Origin of the sequence: uncultured Treponema sp., assembly GCF_934725225.1 — a bacterium.
Taxonomy (GTDB): Bacteria; Spirochaetota; Spirochaetia; order Treponematales; family Treponemataceae; genus Treponema_D.
The window spans coordinates 1-21,948 of record NZ_CAKVAM010000004.1 but is presented as its reverse complement, the minus strand read 5'-3'; the positions used below and the strand labels follow the sequence as shown (position 1 = coordinate 21,948).

The 21,948-nt window shown below is 40.4% G+C and carries 17 protein-coding genes; 13 read left to right on the top strand and 4 right to left on the bottom strand.

What is annotated here, in order from left to right; all coding sequences use genetic code 11:
• The first annotated feature begins 3 nt into the window (after positions 1-3).
• The 8 genes from Q0H92_RS06895 (at position 4) to Q0H92_RS06860 (ending at position 11,088) form a co-directional block, all read left to right on the top strand.
• Positions 4-450 carry a hypothetical protein gene (locus Q0H92_RS06895; RefSeq protein ID WP_296013264.1) on the top strand — a complete coding sequence of 149 codons (447 nt, stop codon included), beginning with the start codon at positions 4-6 and terminating at the stop codon, positions 448-450.
• A complete protein-coding gene (locus Q0H92_RS06890; protein WP_296013262.1) occupies positions 437-2,245 on the top strand; it encodes a hypothetical protein in 1,809 nt (602 codons plus the stop codon). Before Q0H92_RS06895 ends, Q0H92_RS06890 begins: the two co-directional genes overlap by 14 nt.
• Before the next feature lie 152 nt (positions 2,246-2,397).
• The gene (gene yajC, locus Q0H92_RS06885; protein ID WP_296013260.1) at positions 2,398-2,820 is read left to right on the top strand and encodes a preprotein translocase subunit YajC; all 423 of its coding nucleotides are present in this window, start codon (positions 2,398-2,400) and stop codon (positions 2,818-2,820) included.
• Entirely contained in the window at positions 2,813-4,549 is a 1,737-nt protein-coding gene (secD, locus tag Q0H92_RS06880; RefSeq protein ID WP_296013258.1) for a protein translocase subunit SecD, read from the top strand. The genes yajC and secD overlap by 8 nt, the downstream gene beginning before the upstream one ends.
• Positions 4,549-5,799, top strand: a complete 1,251-nt coding sequence (gene secF, locus Q0H92_RS06875) for a protein translocase subunit SecF (protein WP_296013256.1) — start codon at positions 4,549-4,551, stop codon at positions 5,797-5,799. The genes secD and secF overlap by 1 nt, the downstream gene beginning before the upstream one ends.
• A gap of 135 nt (positions 5,800-5,934) precedes the next feature.
• Positions 5,935-6,789, top strand: a complete 855-nt coding sequence (gene ispH / locus Q0H92_RS06870; RefSeq protein ID WP_296013254.1) for a 4-hydroxy-3-methylbut-2-enyl diphosphate reductase — start codon at positions 5,935-5,937, stop codon at positions 6,787-6,789.
• A 63-nt stretch (positions 6,790-6,852) separates the two neighbouring features.
• Positions 6,853-7,923 (top strand): hypothetical protein, encoded by a 1,071-nt coding sequence (locus Q0H92_RS06865; protein WP_296013252.1) that lies wholly within the window; start codon positions 6,853-6,855, stop codon positions 7,921-7,923.
• 3 nt (positions 7,924-7,926) lie between these two features.
• The gene (locus tag Q0H92_RS06860; protein WP_296013250.1) at positions 7,927-11,088 is read left to right on the top strand and encodes a FlgD immunoglobulin-like domain containing protein; all 3,162 of its coding nucleotides are present in this window, start codon (positions 7,927-7,929) and stop codon (positions 11,086-11,088) included.
• A 74-nt stretch (positions 11,089-11,162) separates the two neighbouring features.
• On the opposite strand, the gene pepF is transcribed toward Q0H92_RS06860, so the two are convergent.
• Positions 11,163-12,962: an oligoendopeptidase F gene (pepF, locus tag Q0H92_RS06855; RefSeq protein ID WP_296013247.1), complete on the bottom strand. Its 1,800-nt coding sequence runs from the start codon at positions 12,960-12,962 to the stop codon at positions 11,163-11,165.
• 85 nt (positions 12,963-13,047) lie between these two features.
• Here pepF and Q0H92_RS06850 point away from each other — a divergent pair, with 85 nt between their 5' ends.
• The 4 genes from Q0H92_RS06850 (at position 13,048) to Q0H92_RS06835 (ending at position 18,784) form a co-directional block, all read left to right on the top strand.
• Positions 13,048-14,373: an SH3 domain-containing protein gene (locus tag Q0H92_RS06850; protein WP_296013245.1), complete on the top strand. Its 1,326-nt coding sequence runs from the start codon at positions 13,048-13,050 to the stop codon at positions 14,371-14,373.
• A gap of 71 nt (positions 14,374-14,444) precedes the next feature.
• Positions 14,445-16,379, top strand: a complete 1,935-nt coding sequence (abc-f, locus tag Q0H92_RS06845) for a ribosomal protection-like ABC-F family protein (RefSeq protein ID WP_296013243.1) — start codon at positions 14,445-14,447, stop codon at positions 16,377-16,379.
• A 112-nt stretch (positions 16,380-16,491) separates the two neighbouring features.
• On the top strand, positions 16,492-17,472 hold the full coding sequence (gene galE / locus Q0H92_RS06840; protein WP_296013241.1) for a UDP-glucose 4-epimerase GalE: 981 nt from the start codon (positions 16,492-16,494) through the stop codon (positions 17,470-17,472).
• 76 nt (positions 17,473-17,548) lie between these two features.
• Positions 17,549-18,784, top strand: a complete 1,236-nt coding sequence (locus Q0H92_RS06835; RefSeq protein ID WP_296013240.1) for a M20 family metallo-hydrolase — start codon at positions 17,549-17,551, stop codon at positions 18,782-18,784.
• Here Q0H92_RS06835 and Q0H92_RS06830 read toward each other — a convergent pair.
• Positions 18,781-19,578 (bottom strand): DUF4491 family protein, encoded by a 798-nt coding sequence (locus tag Q0H92_RS06830; RefSeq protein ID WP_296013238.1) that lies wholly within the window; start codon positions 19,576-19,578, stop codon positions 18,781-18,783. The two genes, Q0H92_RS06835 and Q0H92_RS06830, sit on opposite strands and share 4 nt — an antisense overlap.
• Positions 19,579-19,715: 137 nt before the next feature.
• Between Q0H92_RS06830 and Q0H92_RS06825 the strand changes: the two genes are divergently transcribed.
• On the top strand, positions 19,716-20,543 hold the full coding sequence (locus tag Q0H92_RS06825; RefSeq protein ID WP_296013237.1) for a hypothetical protein: 828 nt from the start codon (positions 19,716-19,718) through the stop codon (positions 20,541-20,543).
• Between the two features lie 171 nt (positions 20,544-20,714).
• Here the strand turns inward: Q0H92_RS06825 and Q0H92_RS06820 are convergent, their stop codons facing one another.
• Both Q0H92_RS06820 and Q0H92_RS06815 read right to left on the bottom strand, forming a co-directional pair.
• Positions 20,715-21,692, bottom strand: coding sequence for a formylglycine-generating enzyme family protein (locus tag Q0H92_RS06820; RefSeq protein WP_296013235.1), 978 nt, complete (start codon positions 21,690-21,692; stop codon positions 20,715-20,717).
• A gap of 46 nt (positions 21,693-21,738) precedes the next feature.
• Positions 21,739-21,948, bottom strand: a 210-nt coding sequence (locus Q0H92_RS06815) for a hypothetical protein (protein WP_296013233.1), incomplete at its 5' end; no start/stop codon positions are given.

Here is a 21,948-nt window from a genome sequence, read left to right as displayed (position 1 = left end):
ACTATGGAAAATCTTGAGCGGACAAAAAAAGTTTCTCCTGCAGGACTAAGAAAACGCAGCCTTTACATTGCATTGGGATTCATGCTTGTGTTTGACAGCATTTTTTTTGCCTTGCTGAACATAGAATTTTTGCATTTGAATTTAAAAGAACTTTGGCCGGTTATTGTAATAAATGCCGGGCTTGCATTTCTTGTTTCAGATTTGTTCATTTATAAAAAAATCAGGACGGCTTTTTTTTTTCCGTCTGTCGCGCTTTTTATTCTGGGAATTATTTTCCTGCTTTTTTCGCTTCATGTGTTCCATATTTCGTTTGCAAAATTTATTTCGGTTTTCTGGCCAATAGTCCTTTTTGTTCTGGGAATTCTTCTTATTCTTGTTTATGGAGTTCAAAGAATAAACAGCGAGGAATTTCCGTATATGAAGGATGATTCTTCAGATGACAACTTTTAGAAAGTTTGCTTTAAGGAAAACTGCGGCTGGATTTTTTAGAGAAGCCACAATTTCAGAAAGAATTTCTTTACGGAAAATGCGCGGAACTTTTTATCTTGTTTTTGCTACATTGCCATTTATTTTCTCTTGCGCAAGCGCGCCTTCTCCTGTGCCGAAATCCGAAGAAAATTTACCAGCAGTTGCGGTTCAGGTTGCTCCTTCAAAAGACAGGTCGTTTTTTTCTTCCATAGATAAAGAAACAATGCGCCTTGTGGAAATCGGTTCTCCGCAGAGCTTAAGGCAGGCTGCCGCTTCAATTCATAAAAGTTCTCCCGATGACTATTCCGACGCTGAAAAAAGCATTCTTTATATTTCTGCGGAAATTATGAAGCTTGCATGGCCGTCAGAAGCCGTAACTTGGAGCGTTCCGCCTATTGCAAGGACAAACCAGTACATTGGTGCTGTTGAAAGCGCGAAGAAGGGAATTTATGATTTAAGCATGAACCGCTCTGATTTTCTTTCCATTATGCTTCCGTCGCTGGTTCTTTTGACTTCATCTGGAACAATTGAAGATTATTATGAGCTGTCTGAAAATTCTTTGAAGTTTGCTCTTGAGCTTTGTCCTGATTCAGTTCTTGCAAATTATCTTATGGGAACTCTTTGCCTAAAGCAGAATAAAAATGAAAAGGCTTTGGAATATTTTAAGCTTAGCAATGGAAAATATGCTGGTGGAACAAAAGAAATTCTTGAATCCGTGGCAAAGGCTTGTTTTTTGACTGGAAACTATGAGCTTGCACTTTCATTTGGAGAAGAGCTTTTGTCGCGATTTCCGCAGGATACAGACCTTTTAAAGACTTGCGCCTTGTCAGCTTTTCACCTTGGGGACTTTGACAAGACTGAAGGCTTTGTTGTGCGTGTTCTTTTGCTTGAGCCGGACAACACAAGCTATGTTTTGCTTCGCGCGAAAATCCTGATGGAAAAACAGGATTATATCAGGGCTTCTTCCTTGCTTGATGCCGTTGAAAAGAAAAACACCGCTTCCAAGGAATATTATCTTTTGCGCACACAGCTTTTGCGCGACTGGAGCAAGAATAATGCCGTCGCTATAGAAACTGCCGGAACTGCTCTTAATTTGTATCCTGATGATTCTGAAACTTTGCTTATTGCCGCACAAACTGCTTCTGTTGCGGGGCTTTCTGTAAATGGAATGACGGCTCTTGAGCTTGCTGAAAAAGTTCTTGAAAAAGATTCAGAAAATGTTCAGGCAATGGAAATTCTTTTGGATGAATACATAAAAAAATCCGATTATGCAAAGGCGTATTCCCTAAGTTCACATCTTATGCAGATTCCTTCAGCGCAAAAAACTTCGCTTTTCAGGCACATCGATATTTGCCTTGCATTAAAAAAGAACACGGAGGCGATGAACCTTGCGTTAAAGGCTTATGAGGAAAATCCTGCTGATGAAAATTCGTGCATGGCTTACGTAAAAGTTCTTTCTGCTTCCGGGCAGAAAAATTCAGCAATGCAGCTCATTTCAAGCCTTTTGCCTTCCGCCAGCCAAAAAATGAAAAGCTTTTTGTATTTTGAGCGCAGCCAGATGCAAGGAACTGAAGATTCTGCTTTGGCGGATTTAAGGGCAAGTTTGACTGCAAACCCGCGCAACAAGGATTCTCTTTACAGGCTTTATGAAATTTACTATGCAAAAAAAGACTGGAGACGCGCGCAGTATTATTTAAAGCAAGTTGTTGCTCTTGATCCGTCAAATTCTTTATACCTAAGTAAAAATTCTGAGCTTGAAAAACTGCTTGGAAGATAATTTCCTTTCATTGAAAAAAAATCACTTCGAATTATTGCAAGAAAGTTTTGAGCTTGTGAATGAATTGCTCTAAATAATTCTCTTGTAAATTTATGCGAATAATGTTATTCTTCTATACCATTTTAAATTAATTATGAAGGAAGGAATTTAATATGTTGTTTAATTCACTTTTGTTACAGGCAGCTGATCCTGCGGCTATGGGCGGCGGATTTGGAATGTTTTTGCCTCTCATTCTCATCATAGGAATCATGTACTTTTTTATGATTCGTCCGCAGAACAAAAAGCAGAAAGAGCTTCAGAAAATGCTTGATGCGCTTCAGAAGGGCGACAAAGTAATTACAATCGGAGGAATCCACGGAACTGTCAGCTCTGTAAAAAAAGATTTAAATGTCGTTACAATAAGAGTTGATGAAAATACAAAAATAGAATTCAACCGCTCTGCAATTGCAACTGTTGTTTCTGACAAGCCTGCTGAAAAAGCTGAAGAAAAGAAAGGAAAAAAGCAGAAAGAAGAGCCAAAAGCTAGCGCGGAAAACAAAGAGCCTGCTGCTTCAGAGGAAAAGAAAGATGAGTAAGAAAAGCCGGCTTTTTATGATTATTGCAGTGCTGGCTGTTTGCTTTGCCTTTTTGTGGCCGTCAATCAGCTGGTATGTACGCACTCCAAAAGAGGACAAGGTTCTTGCCTTGAGTTCTTTGGAAAATATAAAAAGTTATTCAAGTTTCAGGGCTAATTCTGAAGTTAGAAAATTAGTTGATGCTGTAAAAGCAAATTCAGAAGTTCCAGTTCCAGAAGACAGCCAGTGGCTTGTAAAACAGGCAAAGAAGAATTTCAAGGCTGCCGGAGAAAAAGCTCCTGCCACAATTCTTTTGAAAGACGCTTTGAATTCTTTTGATTCAAAATCAGAGCTTGCTTCTTTTATCGAAGGAATTTATAGAAAAAAGATTCTTAAGACAAAAGATTATTATAAGAATTCTGTAAAGCTTGGTCTTGACCTTTCAGGCGGAATGAACGTGATTGTAAAGGCTGACCTTGACTCTGTTATTGCAAAGCAGGGCGATACTGTTGTGGACACAGGAACTTTAAAGGCTGACATAATGGCTCAGGCTGTTGAAACTTTGACAAGCCGCATTGACCGCTTTGGCTTGAGTTCTCCAACAATCAGACAGCAGGGCGAAGACAGAATTTACATTGAGCTTCCTGGTTCTGCAGAAGCTGACCAGATTAACTCGATAATTCAGGGACGCGGAATTTTGAATTTCCGACTTGTTGACAATGAAGCTACTTCAAATTTCAACGCTTATTATTACAACAATCCTGACACAACTTTTGACATAAGAGGAAATCTTGTTGACCCTTCAATCATTCCTGATGACTGCGAAGTTTTGGGATACTACACAACGGACGCTTACGGACTTGATCAGCGCGAAGGCTATCTTGTTGTAAAAAAAGAAGTTGCTCTTGATGGAAAGCACATAAAATCTGCTGATGTCGGCGCGGAAGAACTTACAGGACGTCCTGCGGTTACATTCTCTCTTGATGCTGAAGGCGCTGAAATCTTTGGAAAATTCACTGGCGAGCACGTTGGCGAAAATCTCTGCATTATCAGCGATAATAAAATCAAGTCAAATGCTACTATAAATACTGCCATTACAGGCGGAAACGTTCAGATTACAGGATTCGGACAGCGTGAAGCCCAGAACTTGCGCAAGGTTTTGCAGACGGCTTGGCTTGATGTTCCGCTTAGCGTAGAAAGCCAGCAGGTAATTGGAGCTTCTTTGGGAGAACAGGCAATCCGCCAGGGACTTTTGGCAGTTGCAGTTGGTCTTCTTTCAATTATGGTTTTCATGCTTATATGGTACAAAGGTTCTGGAATAAACGCCTGTGTTTCTCAGGTTTTGAACCTTTATATCATGTTCAGTATTTTGAGCGCATTTAATCTTACAATCACTTTGCCGACTGTTGCTGGTATGATTCTTACAATCGGAATGGCAACTGATGCGAACGTTATTATCTTTGAGCGCATAAAAGAAGAACGCCGCCTTGGAAAAGACAGAGCTTCTAGTGTAAGCGCGGGATTTGACAACGCATTCTGGGCAATCATGGACTCAAATATCACAACATTTATCGCCGCAATCTTTATGACGCAGCTTGGAAGCGGTGCCGTTCAGGGATTTGCAGTGAGCCTTGCGATTGGTGTAGTTTCAACTGTATTTACAGCTTTGGTTGTTTCTCGCCTTATATTTGATTTCCAGACAGAAGTCTTAAAAGTAAAGAATATCAGCATTGGCTGGGGGATTAAATAATGAAAACAGTAAAAAAATTCAGTAAAGCATTTCCTGCCTGCGCTGTTTTAAGTTCAGTTTTGATTCTTTTTGGAATCGCAGGATTTTTTATCCGCGGAATAAATTTCGGCATTGACTTTGTGCCTGGTCTTTTGGAAGAAGTCCGCATTGGTCCGGCTGCTATTGAAATTTCCTACAACGGCTCTGCAAATATAAGCGTTGGAACTTCAAGCACTGCACTGGAACTTGTTATAACAGGAACTGGGGCGGAAAACGAAACTAAAGTTTTTTCTTATGCGCAGAATCCTTCTATAAAAGACATTGCGGCTTCTCTTTCGGAAGTTGACGGACTTTCAGTTTCTGTAAAAGGCGCTGAAAATGTAAGTTCTTACGGAATTTATTTGGACAGCTCTTCAACTTCTCGACTTTCCGCAGATGCTCCTGTTTTGCTTTATGTTTCAGATGCGTCAACAAATGTTTCTATTGATGACGTTCGCTCGGCTCTTGCTTCTGAAGGCGTTGAAGTAAAGGAACTTGGAGACGATTCAAACAGAAGTTTCCAGATTCGCGCAGCAATTTCAAAGAATGACACTTCATCTGATTCTCTTCAGGCAGGAATTATCGGTTCGCTCAAGGAAAAATTCGGCGAAAGCAATGTTGCGATTATTAAAACTGACTTTGTAGGCTCAGGATTTTCTAGCAGCAATGCAATCAAATCTGTTATTCTTGCAGTTGTAACTTTGCTTGCAATCTGGATTTACTGCGCAATAAGATTCCACTGGGACTTTGCGGCTGGCGCGATAATCGGTCTTTTGCATGACTGTCTTATAATGTTCTCGTTCATTTCCTGGACACAGGTTGAATTTTCTGCGACAAGCTTTGCGGCGGTTCTTACGATTTTTGGTTACTCAATCAATGCCACAATCGTTATTTTGGATCGCGTGCGCGAAAATATCAGCTTGATTCAGACAAAGAACTTTAACGATATTTTGAATGCTTCAATTTCTGAAACATTGTCGCGCTCAATTATCACAACTGTAACAACGATGTTCGCTTCTGTTGCGCTTCTTATTTTTACTTCTGGAAGCATAAAGGACTTTGCGATTGTTCTTACAGTCGGTCTTGTTTCTGGATGTTATTCTTCTATGCTCATTGTTCCGGGTTTTGTATCTTTTATGCGCCGCAACTGGGAGCCGGGAGAATTTGCGAACCACGTAAGGCCGCATAACAACAAAAATGTTCTTTCGTTTAAGTCAGCACAGAATGTTTAAAGATTGCTTTAAGCGGATTTTTTCTGTTTGATAAGGAATTATTTTAAGGCCGTAACTTTTTTGGTTGCGGCTTTTTTCTTTTGTAAGTCAGTTTTAAGAAATAACAGAATTTTGAAACTGGCGTTGGAGTTTCTGTTGAAAGTTGTTCGTGCCAAAGTTCTTGGATTTTGCATGGGAGTCCGGCGTGCTGTTGAAACTGCTTCCGCTGCTCTTGAAAATTCAGAAAAAAATGGACAGAAAAAAGTTTTTACTCTTGGACCTTTGATTCACAATCCGCTTGTTATGGATTCGCTTGAAAAAAAAGGCGCGCAGATTCTTGAGCCTTCTTCTCTTGAAAAAGCGAAAAGCGATTCGGTTGTTGTAATCCGTGCGCATGGAACTACGCCGCAAGTTGTGTCTGCTCTTGAAAATCAGGGTGCGGAAATTCTTGATGCGACTTGCCCAAGAGTTCACCTTAGCCAGAAGAGAGCGGCTGAATGGGCAAAGAAAGGTTTTCTTGTTGTGATTGCGGGCGACAAAAATCATGGCGAAGTTGTAAGCATTTCGGGCTATGCGGAAAATCATGCTGTTGTTGTGGAAAGCGCGGAGGAAGCTTTAAAAATTGAAATTCCTGAAAAAACAGTTTTGATTGCGCAGACGACATTTAGTCCTGTTGAGTTTGAAAAAATTGCTTCGGCTTTAAAGCGGAAAAATCCTTCAGTCCAAATTTTCAATTCTATATGCTCGGCGACAATGGAGCGGCAAAACGCATTGAAAGAACTTGAAGGCAAAGTGGAAGCGATTCTTGTTATTGGCGGAAAAAATTCCGCAAACACACGCAGGCTTTTTGAAACGGCTTCTTTAATCTGCGGAAAAACTGCGCTCATAGAAGATGCTTCTGAAATTCCTGATGAAATTTTTTCTTTACAAATTGTCGGACTTACTGCCGGAGCAAGCACTCCTGATTTTGTTATAGATGAAGTTGAGCGCGCTTTGCTTCGCGGCAAATAAAAATTGTATTCCATTTGAAATAGTTTTATTTTTTGTTATAATTTGAAACTGGAGGTTTACTTTATGAAAAAAGTAATTTTGGCGGCGGCTTTTTTAGTATGCATGGCTGAACTGTTTGCTTACAATCCGCCTTATGGTGGCGAGGATCTTTATAGGCTTTCAAATCCTGAGCTTATGTCTGGCGCCGCATCTGCTGCTGGCGGCCCGAATTTTACAATCGTTCCTGCGTCCATAACTTATAACCCTGCCCTTACTGCCGGCGAGCAGCGTGCTGATATTAATTTTAGCGGAACTGTTTTTTATAACTTTGATAAAATAAAAATTGAAGGCGAAAGCAGCGATAAATCTGTTGGTGGCGGATTTCAGGCTGGAATGATTGTTCCTACAAAATGGTCTGTTTTTTCGCTTACTGCAAATGCTCTTTTTGCTGATTTTTACGGAATGGATTTGAGAAAGACTTTGGTTTTTCACGCCGGATTGTCAAAAGAAGTCAATGAAAAACTTTCCGTAGGCGCGAATACGTACGCCGGGCTTTACATGGGAAGCGGCTCTGATTTTTCTGTGGGAATAGATTTGGGTGCGCTTTACAAAATGAACAGCTTTAGCATTTTTACAAATCCAAGGTTTGGAGTTTCGCTTTTAAATATTGGAAAATCTGCTGATTATGAAACGCTTGGAATTGATGACAAAAAAGATTCTTCATCTTATCCTTCACCGTTTACTCCAAGAGTTTCTTTTGCTTCGACTGTTTTTGAAGTAAAAAAATGGGCTGGTTCATTTAGCACGGATTTTGCTTTTCCATTTTTTCAGAATTGCGTAATGGATTTGGGACTTGGATTTGAATATAACAAATTTATCCGCTTGTCTCTTGGCTGGCAGGCGAATATACGCGAAATTGTAGAAGGAAATGCTGACGGCGTGAACAGCATTTCAGTTGGCGTTTCATTGAAGCTTGGAATCACTTCTAAGAAATTTTCAGAAACTAATGCCGACTGGGAAAAAAGCGAAGTGACGCCTTCTATTGCAACTCAGACACTTTATTCAGGGATTCAGGCTGTAAGTTTTGGCGCAAGGCTTGACTTGGGATTGAAAGACACCGATGCTCCTGAAATCATTCTTTGGAACGAGGAATAAAAAATGAAAAGAACGACTAGAAAAATTTTTACGGCATTTGCACTTTGCTCTGCGCTCAGTTTTTCTTCTGAACTTTTTGCCGAGCCTGGCATTGTTTATATTTCACCGAACAACGACGGAATTCAGGACACGCTTGAAGTTCCTTTGAAAATCCGCGAAAAACGCTATGTGAAAGAATGGAGTTTTGTAATTACCGATGAAGCTGGAAATGTTGTGCGCACAATCGGAAACAAAATTTCGCTTCCTTCAAAATTCACTTTTAAAACTTTTTTCAAGACATTGATAACTCCAAAGCGCGGCGTTGATATTCCTTCAATAATTGTCTGGAACGGATTTTTGGATGACGGTTCGTTGGCGCAGGACGGAACTTATTATTATCAGTTTACGGCTTCTGATGACAATGGAAATACTGCAACAACTTCAAAGCTGCCGGTTGTTGTTGACAATACTCCTCCGGAAATCAATCTTGCAAAACTTGAAGGCGCTGATAAAATTTTTGGTGAAGGAAACAAGGCTGTGTTGAAAATCAGGCAGTCAGGTTCAGCTGAAAAACTGTGGACTGCCAAAATAACAGATGCCCAGGGAAATCTTGTCCGCTCATACAAATGGGAAGACTCTTCGCCGCTTGAAATTGAATGGAACGGAACAAACGAAAGCAAGTCAATTATGCCGGATGGAATTTATAACTATGAAATTTCTTCGACTGACTTGGCAGGAAACACTTCTGAGCAAGCAAGAATTTCAAATATAATTTTTTCTGCTGAAAAACCTGAAACCGCAGTTTCAATAAACGGCTCAAGATATTTTGCTCCGTCTCCAAAAGGAAGCGTGGCTGTTGCAAGAAAGACAATTAATTTTTCAGTTGCAATTCCTTCTCCTTCTGCAAGTGTGAACTCGCTTACTGACTGGCAGATTTCCATTGTAGGAAAAGACGATGATAAAGTTTATTATTCAAAATCTGGAAAAACAAATCCGCCTTCTTCATTCTTGTTTGATGGAAAAAATAATTCGGGTGCAAATTTAGCTGATGGAGAATACCGTGCAAAAATAACCGCAAAGTACTTGAATGGCTATGAGCCTGCGGCTGTTTATTCTCCTGTTTTTGTTCTTGACAATGAAGCTCCAAAAGCGGCTGTTTCTCTTCCGGCGAATACAGTCTTCAATGGAAAAAATAAATTCCAGATTTCGCAGCAGCAAGTTGCGGAGCCAGCCTACACTGGAAAAAAAACTTGGACAGGAAAAATTGTTGATGAAAATAATAATGCTGTAAAGAATTTTGACTTTGACACAGTTCTTCCTGCTTCCGTTGAATGGGACGGACTTGATGACAAAGGGCAATTTGCAAAAGACGGAAAATATAAATATGTTCTTGAAGTTTCTGAACTTGCAGGAAACAGCAATTTGATGGAATCAAAAGAATTTGTTCTTGACACAAGCAAAACTGAACTTGCGCTTTCTGTAAGTCCGGCTGCATTTTCACCGAACGGGGACGGAATTCAGGACAAAGTTATTTTGACTCCAGTTGCAAAAGCTTCTAGCGGAATCGATTCTTATGAGCTTAAGATTTTCAATGGAACTGCTGTAAAAACTTTTAAAGGTTCTGGAAAAATTCCTTCTTCATTTATTTGGGACGGACTTGCTGATGATGGAACAAGGTGCGCAGATGGAACTTATTCTGCTGTTATAAAAACAGTTGCAAACAGCGGAACAGAAGCGGAAGCTGCAAGTCAGAAATTTGTCCTTGACACAGTTGCGCCTTCAATAAAAATTTCTGCGCCTTATACAGTTTTCTCTCCAGACGGAATTTCAAGTCGGCAGACAATTCCTGTAAAAGTTGAAGACTGCTCTGTTGAAACAAAATGGAATGCTGAAATTAAAAATGCGAAAAATCAGGTTGTAAAAACTTTTGCCTGGAATAATTCTAAGGCTTTGGATTTTGCATGGGATGGAACAGACGACAGCGGAAACAAAGCGGCAAATGGAAGTTATTCGCTTGCAGTTTCTTCAAAGGATGCGGCAGGAAATTCTGGAAGCACAACGATTGCAGGAATTTCTTTGGACGCGCGTCCTGTAACAGGATTTGTTACTGCTGAATACAAAGGCATTTCTCCTAATGCCGACGGAATTCTTGATGCCCAGAAATTCGATATAAAAGTTTCTCTTGCTGAAGGAATTTCTTCATGGAAATTTGACATTGTTGATTCGGCTAATTCAGTTGTAAAAACTTTCTCTAGCAATGACAGCGAAAATCTTCCGGCTGCAATTACTTGGGCAGGCGACACATCGGATGAAAAAATCGCGGAAGGAACATTTACTGGAAAGCTTCATGTTGAGTATGCAAAGGGAAATGTTGTGGACGCGGCTTCTTCAAGCTTTATCTGCACGGCAATTCCGCCTGCGCTTTCTGTTAGAACTGCTCCAAAATATTTCAGCCCGGATAACGACGGCAACGATGACGACTTGTTCATTGAGCTTGGATGCCAGACAATTGCTGGACTTAAAAATTGGAACTTTACAATCAAAGACAGAAACGGAAAATCATTCTGGAAGACAAGCGGAAAATCTTCAATTACAAAAAGAATCATTTGGGACGGCCGCGGAAACAATGGCGAAATTGTTCAGTCTGCGGAAGATTATCCGTTTGAATTTACAGCTTACGATGAACTCGGAATGTCAAGCACTGCGCAAGGTGTTATAAATGTTGATGTTCTTGTTGTCCGCGATGGCGACAAACTCAAAATGCAAATTCCTTCGATTATTTTTAGAAGTAATGAAGCTGACTTTGGCGTAAGAACTGTTGATGCGAATGGAAAAATTATTAAGGCTGGAATTACGCAGGCGCAGGCTGACAACAATGCTCGTGTTCTAAAGCGCGTTTCTGAAATTCTTAAAAAGTTCAAGGATTACAAAGTTACTATTGTTGGACACGCAAATAGAATTTCTGACAACTCTGCGGAAGAAACTGAAGAAGGCATTTGGGGCAAGGCGTTGATTTCTCTTTCTGAACAGCGCGCGGAATTTGTTAAGAGTAATCTTGTAAAATTAGGAATTAATTCTTCTCGTCTTTCTGTTGAAGGAAAAGGCGGAACAGAACCAGTTGCAGACCGCAAGGATACAAATGTGAACTGGAAAAACCGCCGTGTAGAATTTATTCTTGAAAAGTAAATTCAGGTTTTACATTTAAAACTAAAAAAGCCAGCTTTGAAAAAGCTGGCTTTTTTTCTGCACATCGTTTGATTTTACAGAAGTTCTTTTTCTAACTGATCAACAAGCTCTTTGAATGTGTCAAGAGCCGCTTGAACTGGTTCTGTGCTTTCCATATTTACGCCTGCGACTTTCAAACTTTCAATTGGGTATCTTGATCCGCCGGACTTTAAGAATTTGAAGTAGTCATCATGTTCTTGCTTTCCTCCGTTGACAACTCTTTTTGCGAGCGCAAGGGCTGCGGAAATTCCTGTTGAATATTTGTAGACATAGAATGCGTTATAGAAATGCGGAATGCGAAGACCTTCCATGTCGCTGGATTTTTCAAATTTCATTGCAGGTCCGAAGTACTGCTCCAAAAGTTTTCTGTAAATACTGCGGATTGCTTCTGTGCTTAAAGGCTCGTTGTTTTCTACAGCTTCATGGCATTTCAGCTCGAATTCTGCAAACATTGTCTGGCGGTGCAAAGTTGCAAGAATATCGTTCGCGCGCATAGACAAAAGATATTTTTTCATTTCGTGGTCTTTTGCATTTTTAAGAAGATACTCGAATACAAGCTCTTCATTGAATGTGGACGCAACTTCGGCTTCAAAGATTGTGTATTCATAAGACATGAACGGATTGTTGCGGACGCTGTACCAGGAATGCATTGAATGTCCGCCCTCATGCGCCATTGTGTAAACGTCGCGCAATGAAGTGTCTTTGTAATTTAAAAGAATGTAAGGATAGCCTTCGTAGCAGCCGCTTGAAAATGCTCCGGAATTTTTTCCTTTGTTTTCAAAACGGTCAACCCAGCCGCCTTTTAGTCCGCCGCAAAGAGTGTCTGTGTATTCGCTTCCCAAAACTGCAAGCGCGTTTCTTACAATTTCAACAGACTCGTCATAAGAAATTTTTGACTTTACAGATTTTACTAGCGGAACATAAACATCATAGTGCCGAAGTTCTTCAACTCCGAGAACTTTTCTGCGGATTTCGTAATACCTGTGCAGGGTGTCGAGATTTTTGTGAACTGTTTCTATAAGATTTTTGTAAACGCTTACCGGAACTTTGTCGCCGTAAAGAGCTGCTTCCAAAGATGAATTGTAGCCGCGCGCCCGTGCATGAAAAATGTCGTTTTTTACAGAGCCTGAATATAAAGCTGCAAGAGTGTTTGCGTGGCTTTCAAATACTCCGTAGAATTTTTCATAAGCTTCCTTGCGGATTTTTCTGTCCTGATTTTCTTCAAAGTCGCTCCAAGTGCTATGTGTGAGCGGAAGCTGTTTTCCTTCAACTTCTACTGTTCCAAAGTTCATATCAACGTCATTTAAAAGTGAAAAGACATTTGAGGTTGTCTGCCCTGATTCAGACTGAAGAGCCATTATGCGTTCTTCTTTTTCGCTTAAAATATGCGGCTTGGCATGAAGTGCTTTTTGAATGTAGATTTTGTAGTCTTTAAATTCCGGCTGCTCTATCCAGGAATTTATTTTTTCATCTGGAATTGCAAGAAGCTCCGGCGTAAAAAAACTTGTTTCAGAACAAGCTGCTGTGTATGCCATCATTACGCGGCTGTATTTTTCCTGCGCGGTGCTGTCTCCTTGGTCAGCCTCGTTGTTAAGGCTTGCGTAGTGATAGACTTTTTCAATTTGACGGTCGAGAGCTTCATCTGCTTTTAAGGCTTCAAGAAAAATGCTGCTGCTTTCCGCCAGTCTTCCTTTAAATGATGCAAAATTTTTTACAAGCGAAGGAATTTTTTTAAAATCCGCTTCCCATTCATCGTCTGTTTTATAAAGCTGTGTAAGGTCCCATTTGTATTCCGCCGGAACGTCTTTTCTTAATGGAATTGTTTCGTCTTTCATGTTTTCATATTATATCAAAAAATATAAAAATTCAATTTTGCTTCATTTGTAGAACTTTATGATGAAATCCTGTAAAATATCCGCCATGAAAAATAAATTCTTTCTTTTTGCATTTTCATTGTTCATGCTGATTTTTTCTTCATGCTCTGGAATCATTGGCTACGGAGTTCTTTTATGGAATGTCGGCGAAAAAGAAATTCCAGACGGAACAGTTGTTCCTGTTTATTTAAAGTCAAATATTTCCAAAGTTTATGTAATCGGAGTTCCTGAAACAAAAGAAAAAATTGAAGTTCCTCTGTGGAAACTTTCTGCTCCTGAATCGAAATCAAAGGCGTTGAAGCGCGCTCAAAAATATTCTGAATATAAAGGAAAATATGCTTTTTGCATTTTGGACGGACTTCCAATCCGCGCGGAAAAAGTGAACACTTCAAAGCAAGTTTACCGCCTGCGCAAAAATGAAGTTATCCGCACGCTTTATAAAGGAAAGGGCGTTTCTCCAACAAACGGCGGCGTTCCTCTTCCTGGCGAATGGCTTCATGTTCTTACTGACAACGGAACTGAAGGCTGGTGCTTTAGCTACAATCTTAGGCTTTTTGAAATGAACTTGGACGGAACTTACGGAATCGGCTCGGAAGTTGTTGAAGCTCAAAAAGCCGATGAGACTCTTGAAAAAATTCTTTCGACTGCTTGGTATCCTGAATATTACAGAGCCATGATTTCAAAAAAGCAGATTGACTTGGATTATGTTGTTCCGGGCTACGGATTTGATTCAGGCTATGTTTCCGGCACTACAAAAATCAGCCTTCCGAATTTAAATGTAAGTTTTCCGTACTCTGAATTTGAAAAAGCTGACAACGGAGACTACAAGGCAAAAGATTCTCCAATTGAAATTGTTCCGCGGAATTCAAAATTCATAATTGTAAAATACACAGACGAAGGCGGAAAACCAAAGACTTACAATTTTGTTTCGCTTGATGGAAATGTAAAAATCGAAGAAATCGTTTCTGCGGAAAAAAACAGGCGACAAGGACTTTATAAATCTATTCAGACTCTTGGACCGGATTTTAAAAGCGGAAACTACGGAACACTTTCTTTCAACGATGGAAATATTTTCAGATGGAATGGATTTTCTAAGCTTGTTCCGTCTGTAATTTCTTCAGGCTCAAAAGGTTCTGGAATTGTTGAAATGAAATATTTTCTTGACGGAACTCTTAAGTCTTCTTGGGACGGAGTTGCAACATTCCATTTTGAAAATGCCAGCCGTGAAGTCAACTTCCTTTATAAAAAAGAAGTCAACGGACTTAGGCTTGCTTATGCGAATATAATTGAAAAATACGACGATAGTTTTGGAAGAAAATATTCTTCAGTTTCACTTCCTGCGAATTCTATGGTTTTGTTTTTTCAAAAATAAAATAACTGAGCCAGTTTCAAAATTCAAAAAAAAATTATTAATTTGAGCTGACTTTTTAAAATAGGTTTTTTATGGCGTTTATTCAGTTTTCAAAAGTTTCGCTTGCGTTTGGCGACAGAGATATTTTAAAGAATGTTTCTGTGAATTTGCAGGCAGGAACAAAGGCTGCTCTTACCGGCGCGAACGGAGCAGGAAAATCAACTTTGATAAAAATAATGGCAGGCATTTCTGAACCTGATTCTGGCGAACGGATTGCTCAAAAAGATGCGCGCATTGCATATCTTCCTCAGAGTGGGCTTGTTCATTCAGGCTGCACTTTAAAAGAAGAGGCAGACAAGGCGTTTGACTGGGGCTACGAAATTCAAAAGAAGGCGGATTCTCTTGGCGAGCTTTTAAAATCAAATCCTGAAAACTCTGACAAGATTGCGGTTGAGCATTCAGAACTTTTGGCTGAACTTGAAAACAGCGGCTGGTACAGGCGTGAAGTTCTTGCGGAACAAGTTTTGCTTGGACTTGGCTTTGAGCGTTCTGATTTTACAAAGCGCACTGAAGAATTTTCCGGCGGATGGCAGATGCGTATTGCGCTTGCAAAAGCTCTCATGTGCGGCCCGGACATTCTTCTTCTTGACGAGCCTACAAACTATCTTGACATTGAAGCGCGCAACTGGCTTGAAAAATTTCTTGCGGATTTTAAAGGCGGATTTTTGCTTGTAAGCCATGACCGCTATTTTTTAGATCACACAATAAATGAAGTCTATGAGCTTTTTAATGGAACTTTAAAACGCTACCCTGGAAATTTTTCACATTATGAGGAAGTTCGCAAAGTTGAGCTTGAATCCCTGATTGCTTCCTATGAACAGCAGCAACAGGAAATTCAGCATCTTGAAGAATTTATAAAGCGTTTCGGCTACAAGGCGACAAAGGCGGCGCAGGCTCAAGAGCGTCAAAAAATGCTTGATAAAATTCTTGAAAACAAAATTGAAATTCCAGAAAACCTTAAAAAAATTCATTTTAGTTTTCCAGAATCTCCCCATTCCGGCCGGCTTGTTCTTACGCTGGAAAATATCTGCAAAAATTACGGCGGACCTGATGTAATAAAAAATCTGAATCTTGTTGTGGAGAATGGCGAGCGTCTTGTTGTCGCAGGAAGAAACGGAGCCGGAAAATCAACCTTGCTTAGAATCATTGCAGGAATTGACCACGATTTTTCAGGAACTGTAAAACTTGGAGCTGGAGTTTCAGTCGGATATTTTAGTCAGGACAGCGCGGAAAAAATAAATGGCAGCGAAACGATTCTTGAGCGTCTGGAAAACAATGCGCCTCTTGAACTTATTCCGAAACTTCGTGATATGCTTGGCGCGTTTTTGTTCCGTGGCGACGATGTTTTTAAAAGCATCAATGTGCTTTCCGGCGGAGAAAAATCCCGCATTGCTTTGCTTGAACTTTTGCTTCGTCCTGTGAATCTTCTTGTTCTTGATGAGCCTACGAACCACCTCGATATGCATTCAAAAGATGTCCTGCTTGAAGCTTTGAAAAGTTTTGGCGGAACAGTTGTTTTTGTAAGCCATGACCGCGGATTTATCGAAGAGCTTTCTACAAAAGTTCTGGAGCTTCATCCCGGCGTTTTTAGAGAATTTGTCGGCGACTACAAATATTATATGCAGCGCATTGAAGAAGAGCAGTCTGCGGAAGGTGAAAAAAATTCAGTTCCCGAAGCAAAAAAATCAGAGCAAAAAACTGAATCAAAACTTTCTTGGGAAGAGCAGAAAAAGCGCGAGTCCGAAAAAAGAAAAATTCAAAAAGAAGCGGACAAACTTGAAGCCATGATTCTTGAGGCGGAAGAAAAAAAATCCGAACTTGAAAATCAGCTTTCATTGCCGGAAGTTTATTCAAATGGCGAAACTGCAAAATCTGTTCAGGCGCAAATTTCAAAAATCGCTTCGGAACTTGAAGAGCTTAATGCTCAGTGGCTTTGTGCCGCGGAAAAACTTGAGGCGTTTTCTTGAGTTTCGTGATGAAAGTTTTGTGCAATTTGTTGCGCAATTTTTTTAATATAAATTGAAAAATTACTTTTATTGGATTATTATATTTTTAGTTTAATCCAAGATGGAGGAGCAAATGAAAGTTTTAGTTATTGGTGGCGCAGGATATATCGGAAGCCACGTTGTAAAAGAGCTTATGGCAAAAGGCCACGAAGTTACGGTTTTTGACAATCTTTCAAGCGGACTTATCCAGAATCTTTTTAAGAAGAATGAATTCATTGCAGGCGATATTCTTCACCCGGAAGATTTGGACAAAGCGTTTGCCCGCGGATTTGATGCTTTTATTCATCTTGCTGCGTTTAAGGCTGCCGGCGAGTCTATGATTTACCCGGAAAAATATTCAATAAACAACATCAATGGAACTTTAAATATTTTGAATGCTGCCGTTGCCCACAACTGCCTCAACATGGTTTTCTCTTCAAGCGCGGCGACTTTTGGCGAGCCTCAGTATCTTCCGATTGATGAAAATCATCCAAAAAATCCTGAAAATTACTACGGATTTACAAAACTTAAAATTGAAGAATTCATGGGCTGGTATGACAAGCTTAAGAATCTGAAATTTGCGGCTCTTAGATATTTTAATGCTGCCGGCTACGATCCTGAAGGCGTTATTTACGGACTTGAAAGAAATCCGGCGAACCTTCTTCCTGTAATGATGGAAGTTGCCTGCGGAAAGCGCGACAAGCTAAAAGTTTTTGGAAGCGACTACGACACACGCGACGGAACTTGCATCCGCGATTACATTCATGTAACGGATTTGGCTTCTGCTCACGTTCTTGCTTTGGAATACATTGCCAAGAACAAAAAGAGTCTTACACTCAACCTTGGAACAGGAAACGGAATTACAGTTACAGAAATGCTTGAAGCAACACGCCGCATAACGGGAAAAGAAATTCCTGCTGAATATGTTGGTCGGCGCGCAGGAGATCCGGCTCAGCTTACTGCTTCTTCTAAACTTGCAAAAGAAGTTCTTGGCTGGGAACCAAAGTACAGCGATGTTGACACTTTGATAAAGTCAACCTATGACGCTTACCTAAAGTACTACAACGAAAATTAGTTTTGTAAAAAGCCGTCTGTTGAAACAGGCGGCTTTTTTGTTTTATAATTTTTCAAAAATATTCTAGGACACAAAAATGAATTCTGATTTTGAAAAAATAAAAAATTACATAGAAAACAATACTTGCAGCATGGTGGAGCTTGAAAAACTTTTGACTTCTATTCCTGCTCTTGCTCCTGAAAACGGCGGCGAGGGCGAAGAAAAAAAATGCGCGGCGCTTGAAAACTGGCTTTTGTCAAATGGAATAAAAAATCTTAAGCATTATGATGCTCCAGATTCAAGAGTTCCTGCCGGATTTCGTCCGAATTTGGTCGCTGAAATTCCGGGTGAAAAAAATGATTTTTGCATTTGGGTTTGCGCGCATCTTGATGTTGTTCCTGTTGGCGAGCTTTCTATGTGGAATACAAATCCGTGGCAAGCTGTTGAAAAGGACGGAAAAATATTTGGCAGAGGAGTTGAAGACAATCAGCAGGGACTTTGCAGCGGAGTTCTTGCGGCGTTGAGTTTTGTAAAGCAAAATATTGTTCCTGCTCATACAATCAAGCTTCTTTTTATGGCTGATGAAGAAGTCGGCTCAAAGTACGGAATGAATTTTCTGATAGAAAACCACAAGGACATTTTTGGAGCAAATGACAGAATTCTTATTCCTGACGGCGGAGATTCTTTAGGTCAGACAATCGAAGTCGCGGAAAAAAATATTCTTTGGCTTAAGTTTCACACAATTGGAAAACAGGCGCATGGTTCTCGTCCTGATCAAGGCTGCAATGCAAAACTTGCTTCAAGCTATCTTGCTTTAAAGGTTCACGGACTTGAAAAAGTTTTCAGTGCGCATGACAAAATGTTTGAGCCTTCACGTTCAACTTTTGAGCCGACAATGCAATACCAGAATGTTTCCGGCGTGAATATAATTCCGGGCGATGATGTTTTCTGCGCGGACTGCCGCATTCTTCCGCAGTATTCTCTTGACCAAGTGCGCGCGGAAGTGAATAAAATTATTCGGGAAACTGAAGAAATTTACGGCGTGAAAATTCAAGTTGAAGAGCTTCAGGCTGAACAGTCAAAAGCAACGTCTGTGGAATCTCCTGTTGCAAAAGAACTTTTTGAAGCCATTAAGAATGTCCACGGAATCGAACCGCGCTTTGTTGGCATTGGAGGCGGAACTGTTGCCGCAGGACTTAGAAACGTCGACATTGATGCTGTTGTCTGGTCAACGATGGATGAGCTTGCGCATCAGCCGAACGAATACGCAGTTATAAAAAATATCGCAAAGGACGCGCTTACAATCGCATACATGGCGTGCCGGTCGTTTTAAATTTCTTTTATCAAATGAATTGTTGTCGCAGTGTGCCCGGAATTTCCAAGCCGTGAAGAAAGTTCTGCAAAGCCGTTTTTCTTGTACATTGAAACTGCGCTTGAAAACTGCGGGAACGATTCAATGTAAAGTTTTTTGTAGCCCGCAAGTTTTGCGCGTTCTTCAACAAGTCTGAAAAGTTTTGTTCCGATTTTCATTCCGCGTGAATCCGGGCAAAGATAAAATTTTACAATTTCTGCGCAATCCGCCGGAAGTCCTTCGGTTGGAAAATATCCGCAGCCGCCAAGAATTTTTCCGTTCTGTTCCGCAACAAAATATTCTGATTTTTTATTTTCGCTGAATGTTTCAAAAAGAAAATCTGTTGCCTTGTCTGAATAAACTGAATTTTCTTTTGGCGCGTCGAACTCTTCAAATATTGCGCGGATTATAGAAGCCAGTTGCCCGTTGTCTTTTTTTTGAATCGGCCGGATTATTATTGCTTCTGAAATTTTTTCTTGCGTTGAAGCATTTTGACTTCTTTTTTTATTCTGCGGAAACCAGCCTTTTTGAACTCGCTTGGTCTGCTCTTTAAGTTCCTTTATGCTCCAAATGCACGCGCTTCCCGTGAGCGCACATAGAATCGAAACAATTCCGCTTGTAAAAACAGAAACCGCGCAAAGCAAAATTCCAGCCGCAAGAAACGCCGGCCAGATTTTTTCAGAAAAATAATATTCGCCTTTTATAACAATCGGATGGAAAATTCCAATTACAAAAAACGACACAAACGCAATGATTAATCCGTAAAAATTCAGCATGAAATCATTTTATAAAATCGGCGCGCAAATGTAAAATAGTAAAATTTTTCAAAACCTCTTGACAAATCCCGGGGGGGGGTAGAATAGAAGTCGCTCTTTTTGAATGGGCATTTCTATAAATTCTTGGAGGATTTGTTATGAAAAAGTTTTTGAAAATTTCACTTTGCGCATTTATTGCGTTGTTCATGTTTTGCGGTTGCAAGGCTGATGGTTCTCTTGATGAAGAAAAAATATCAGGCATTGTTAATTCCAACGGAAACAATGAAGAAAAAACTGGAATAAACTGCCTTTCTGCCTATAACTCTCCAAGCGGAAATGGAGTTCAGCTTATGCTTTCCAATTTGCCGGATGGTTGCAATGGCGCGGACATTATTTATAAATCCGAAGATGATGAATTTTGGCAGACAACGGCTTATATCGATTTGAGTGGAAATGACAGAACCGTTTATTTTCCTTTTGTTGACAACGGAAAAAAATACAGCTTTTATGCGAATCTTAATCATAATGAAACCGGAAAAGAATCTGTGCGCCTTGGTTATTCAGCTATTGTTGAAGTTGTGGCTAAAGGTGAAAATTTGCTAGGTGAAATAAAGATATTAAGCAATCCTTATATTGAAAAGAAATATGAAAACGGAATTCTTAGCTTTGAAAAAATTTCAGTCAAAAATGCAGATTGCTTGGATAAAGTTGTTTGCGAAGTTTTTGATGAAAGATGGGGCTGGCAGGGAGCTTATAAAGGCGAATTTTCAGGTGATTCTGTTTCTTTTGATTTCTCTGATGAAGATTTGCTGTTTTATGATGAAAGAAACTTTCGTTATGATAAAAATGAAAATTATAATTTCAATGTCTATTTTTTGACAAAACAGGAAGGGGAAACTGTGCGCCTGTTTTTCTACCACACAGTTTATGATTCTGAGCCAGGATATGGAAAAAAGGGTGCAAACGACTATTTCACTTATAAATAGCCTCTGAAAAAAAAGTAAAAAACACAAATGATTTTTGTCAGCACCCCTTGCAGAGAATTTTGGGCAGGACGCCTGCCCAGCACACGTCAGGGGGTCTGCCCAGTGTTTGTCAGGAGGCCTTGCAAGAACACATAAGCCTACCTGCCGTGTACACGCAAGGGTATATGAACGCTATTTTGCAGCGCGGACAACGCGGAAGCCACCGGTACTCTGTCTGGAGTCTGGAGTGCGGGCTTCTCGGAAGACAACATCAGAGCGAGAGGGAGGACTATCAAAAAACCCGCCACGTCTACAGCGGCGAACGCCAGAAGCCAAGCCTGTAGCTGGAGTGTCGCTTGATATATCTTCACATAGATAAAAAAAGTATAAGGGGGAGTCGGCAGTTTCATGTTCCTCGAACCCTCTGTATTCTCCGCTCCTGTCCCAACACCATTCCGCTACGTTTCCGCACATGTCGTAAAGTCCGTAGCCGTTTGGCTTTTTGAGCTTTACCTCGCTTGTTCTTTGAGGGTTAAAATAGCCGGAAACCCAGGCTGTTTTTTCATCGTCGTTGCTGCCGGCATACCTGTAGCTTTCGCCGCCGCGCGCAGCCCATTCCCATTCAGCCTCTGTCGGAAGGCGGTAGCCGTCTGCCGTAAAGTCGCACGTTGCGTTGTCCCATATTTTATAAAGCCTCTCGGCTTTCCTTTTCGAAATCTTTTCTTTTTTTCTTTCCCACTTTGCAGGGTCTGTCTCTCCGCCAATTGCATAGCAAGGTGTAAAACCCTCCTTTATAGAAAGCGTGTTGCAGTATACAAGCGCATCAAACCAGCTGACTCGGGTTACAGGACAATTGTATTCAACGCCATACTTGTCATAACGGTAAATACTGCCGTGCTGATGATATGTACCGGTAAAGCTTGGGTCGCTTCCTATTACAGCCTTGTACTCTCCGCGTGTTACCTCATGGTCGCTCATGTAGAACGGGGCGATCTCAAGCCTGCGTCCGCTTACAAATACTTTTGATTCTGGAAACCAAGTCTCGTTTCCTTTGATTGAAGCGGCAGGAATTTTCACAAATCCTTTCGGAGGATTCTGGCTGTATATTGCAGACGAGGATGCGAAAGCAAAAACCGCAAGCACAGACAAAATCTTAGAAATCTTTTTCATAAACTTATCCTTAAAAAGAAATTCCGCTGAAAAAAATCAGCAAAGCCTATTGTACCCCCCCCAAGAATTTATCAAGTGCTTTCGTGTTTTTTTTAATAAGAGAACATCTTGGTGGTTGTTGCTGTAGATATAAAAAACAAAAAAAATTAAAAAAAGTTGAGAAAAAGGCGCTGAAGGTGTTGACACGCTCGCGGGAAATGCGGTATATTGATGTCCACCTGCGACGGTAAGCCGCAAGCTTTTTGAAAGGCATATA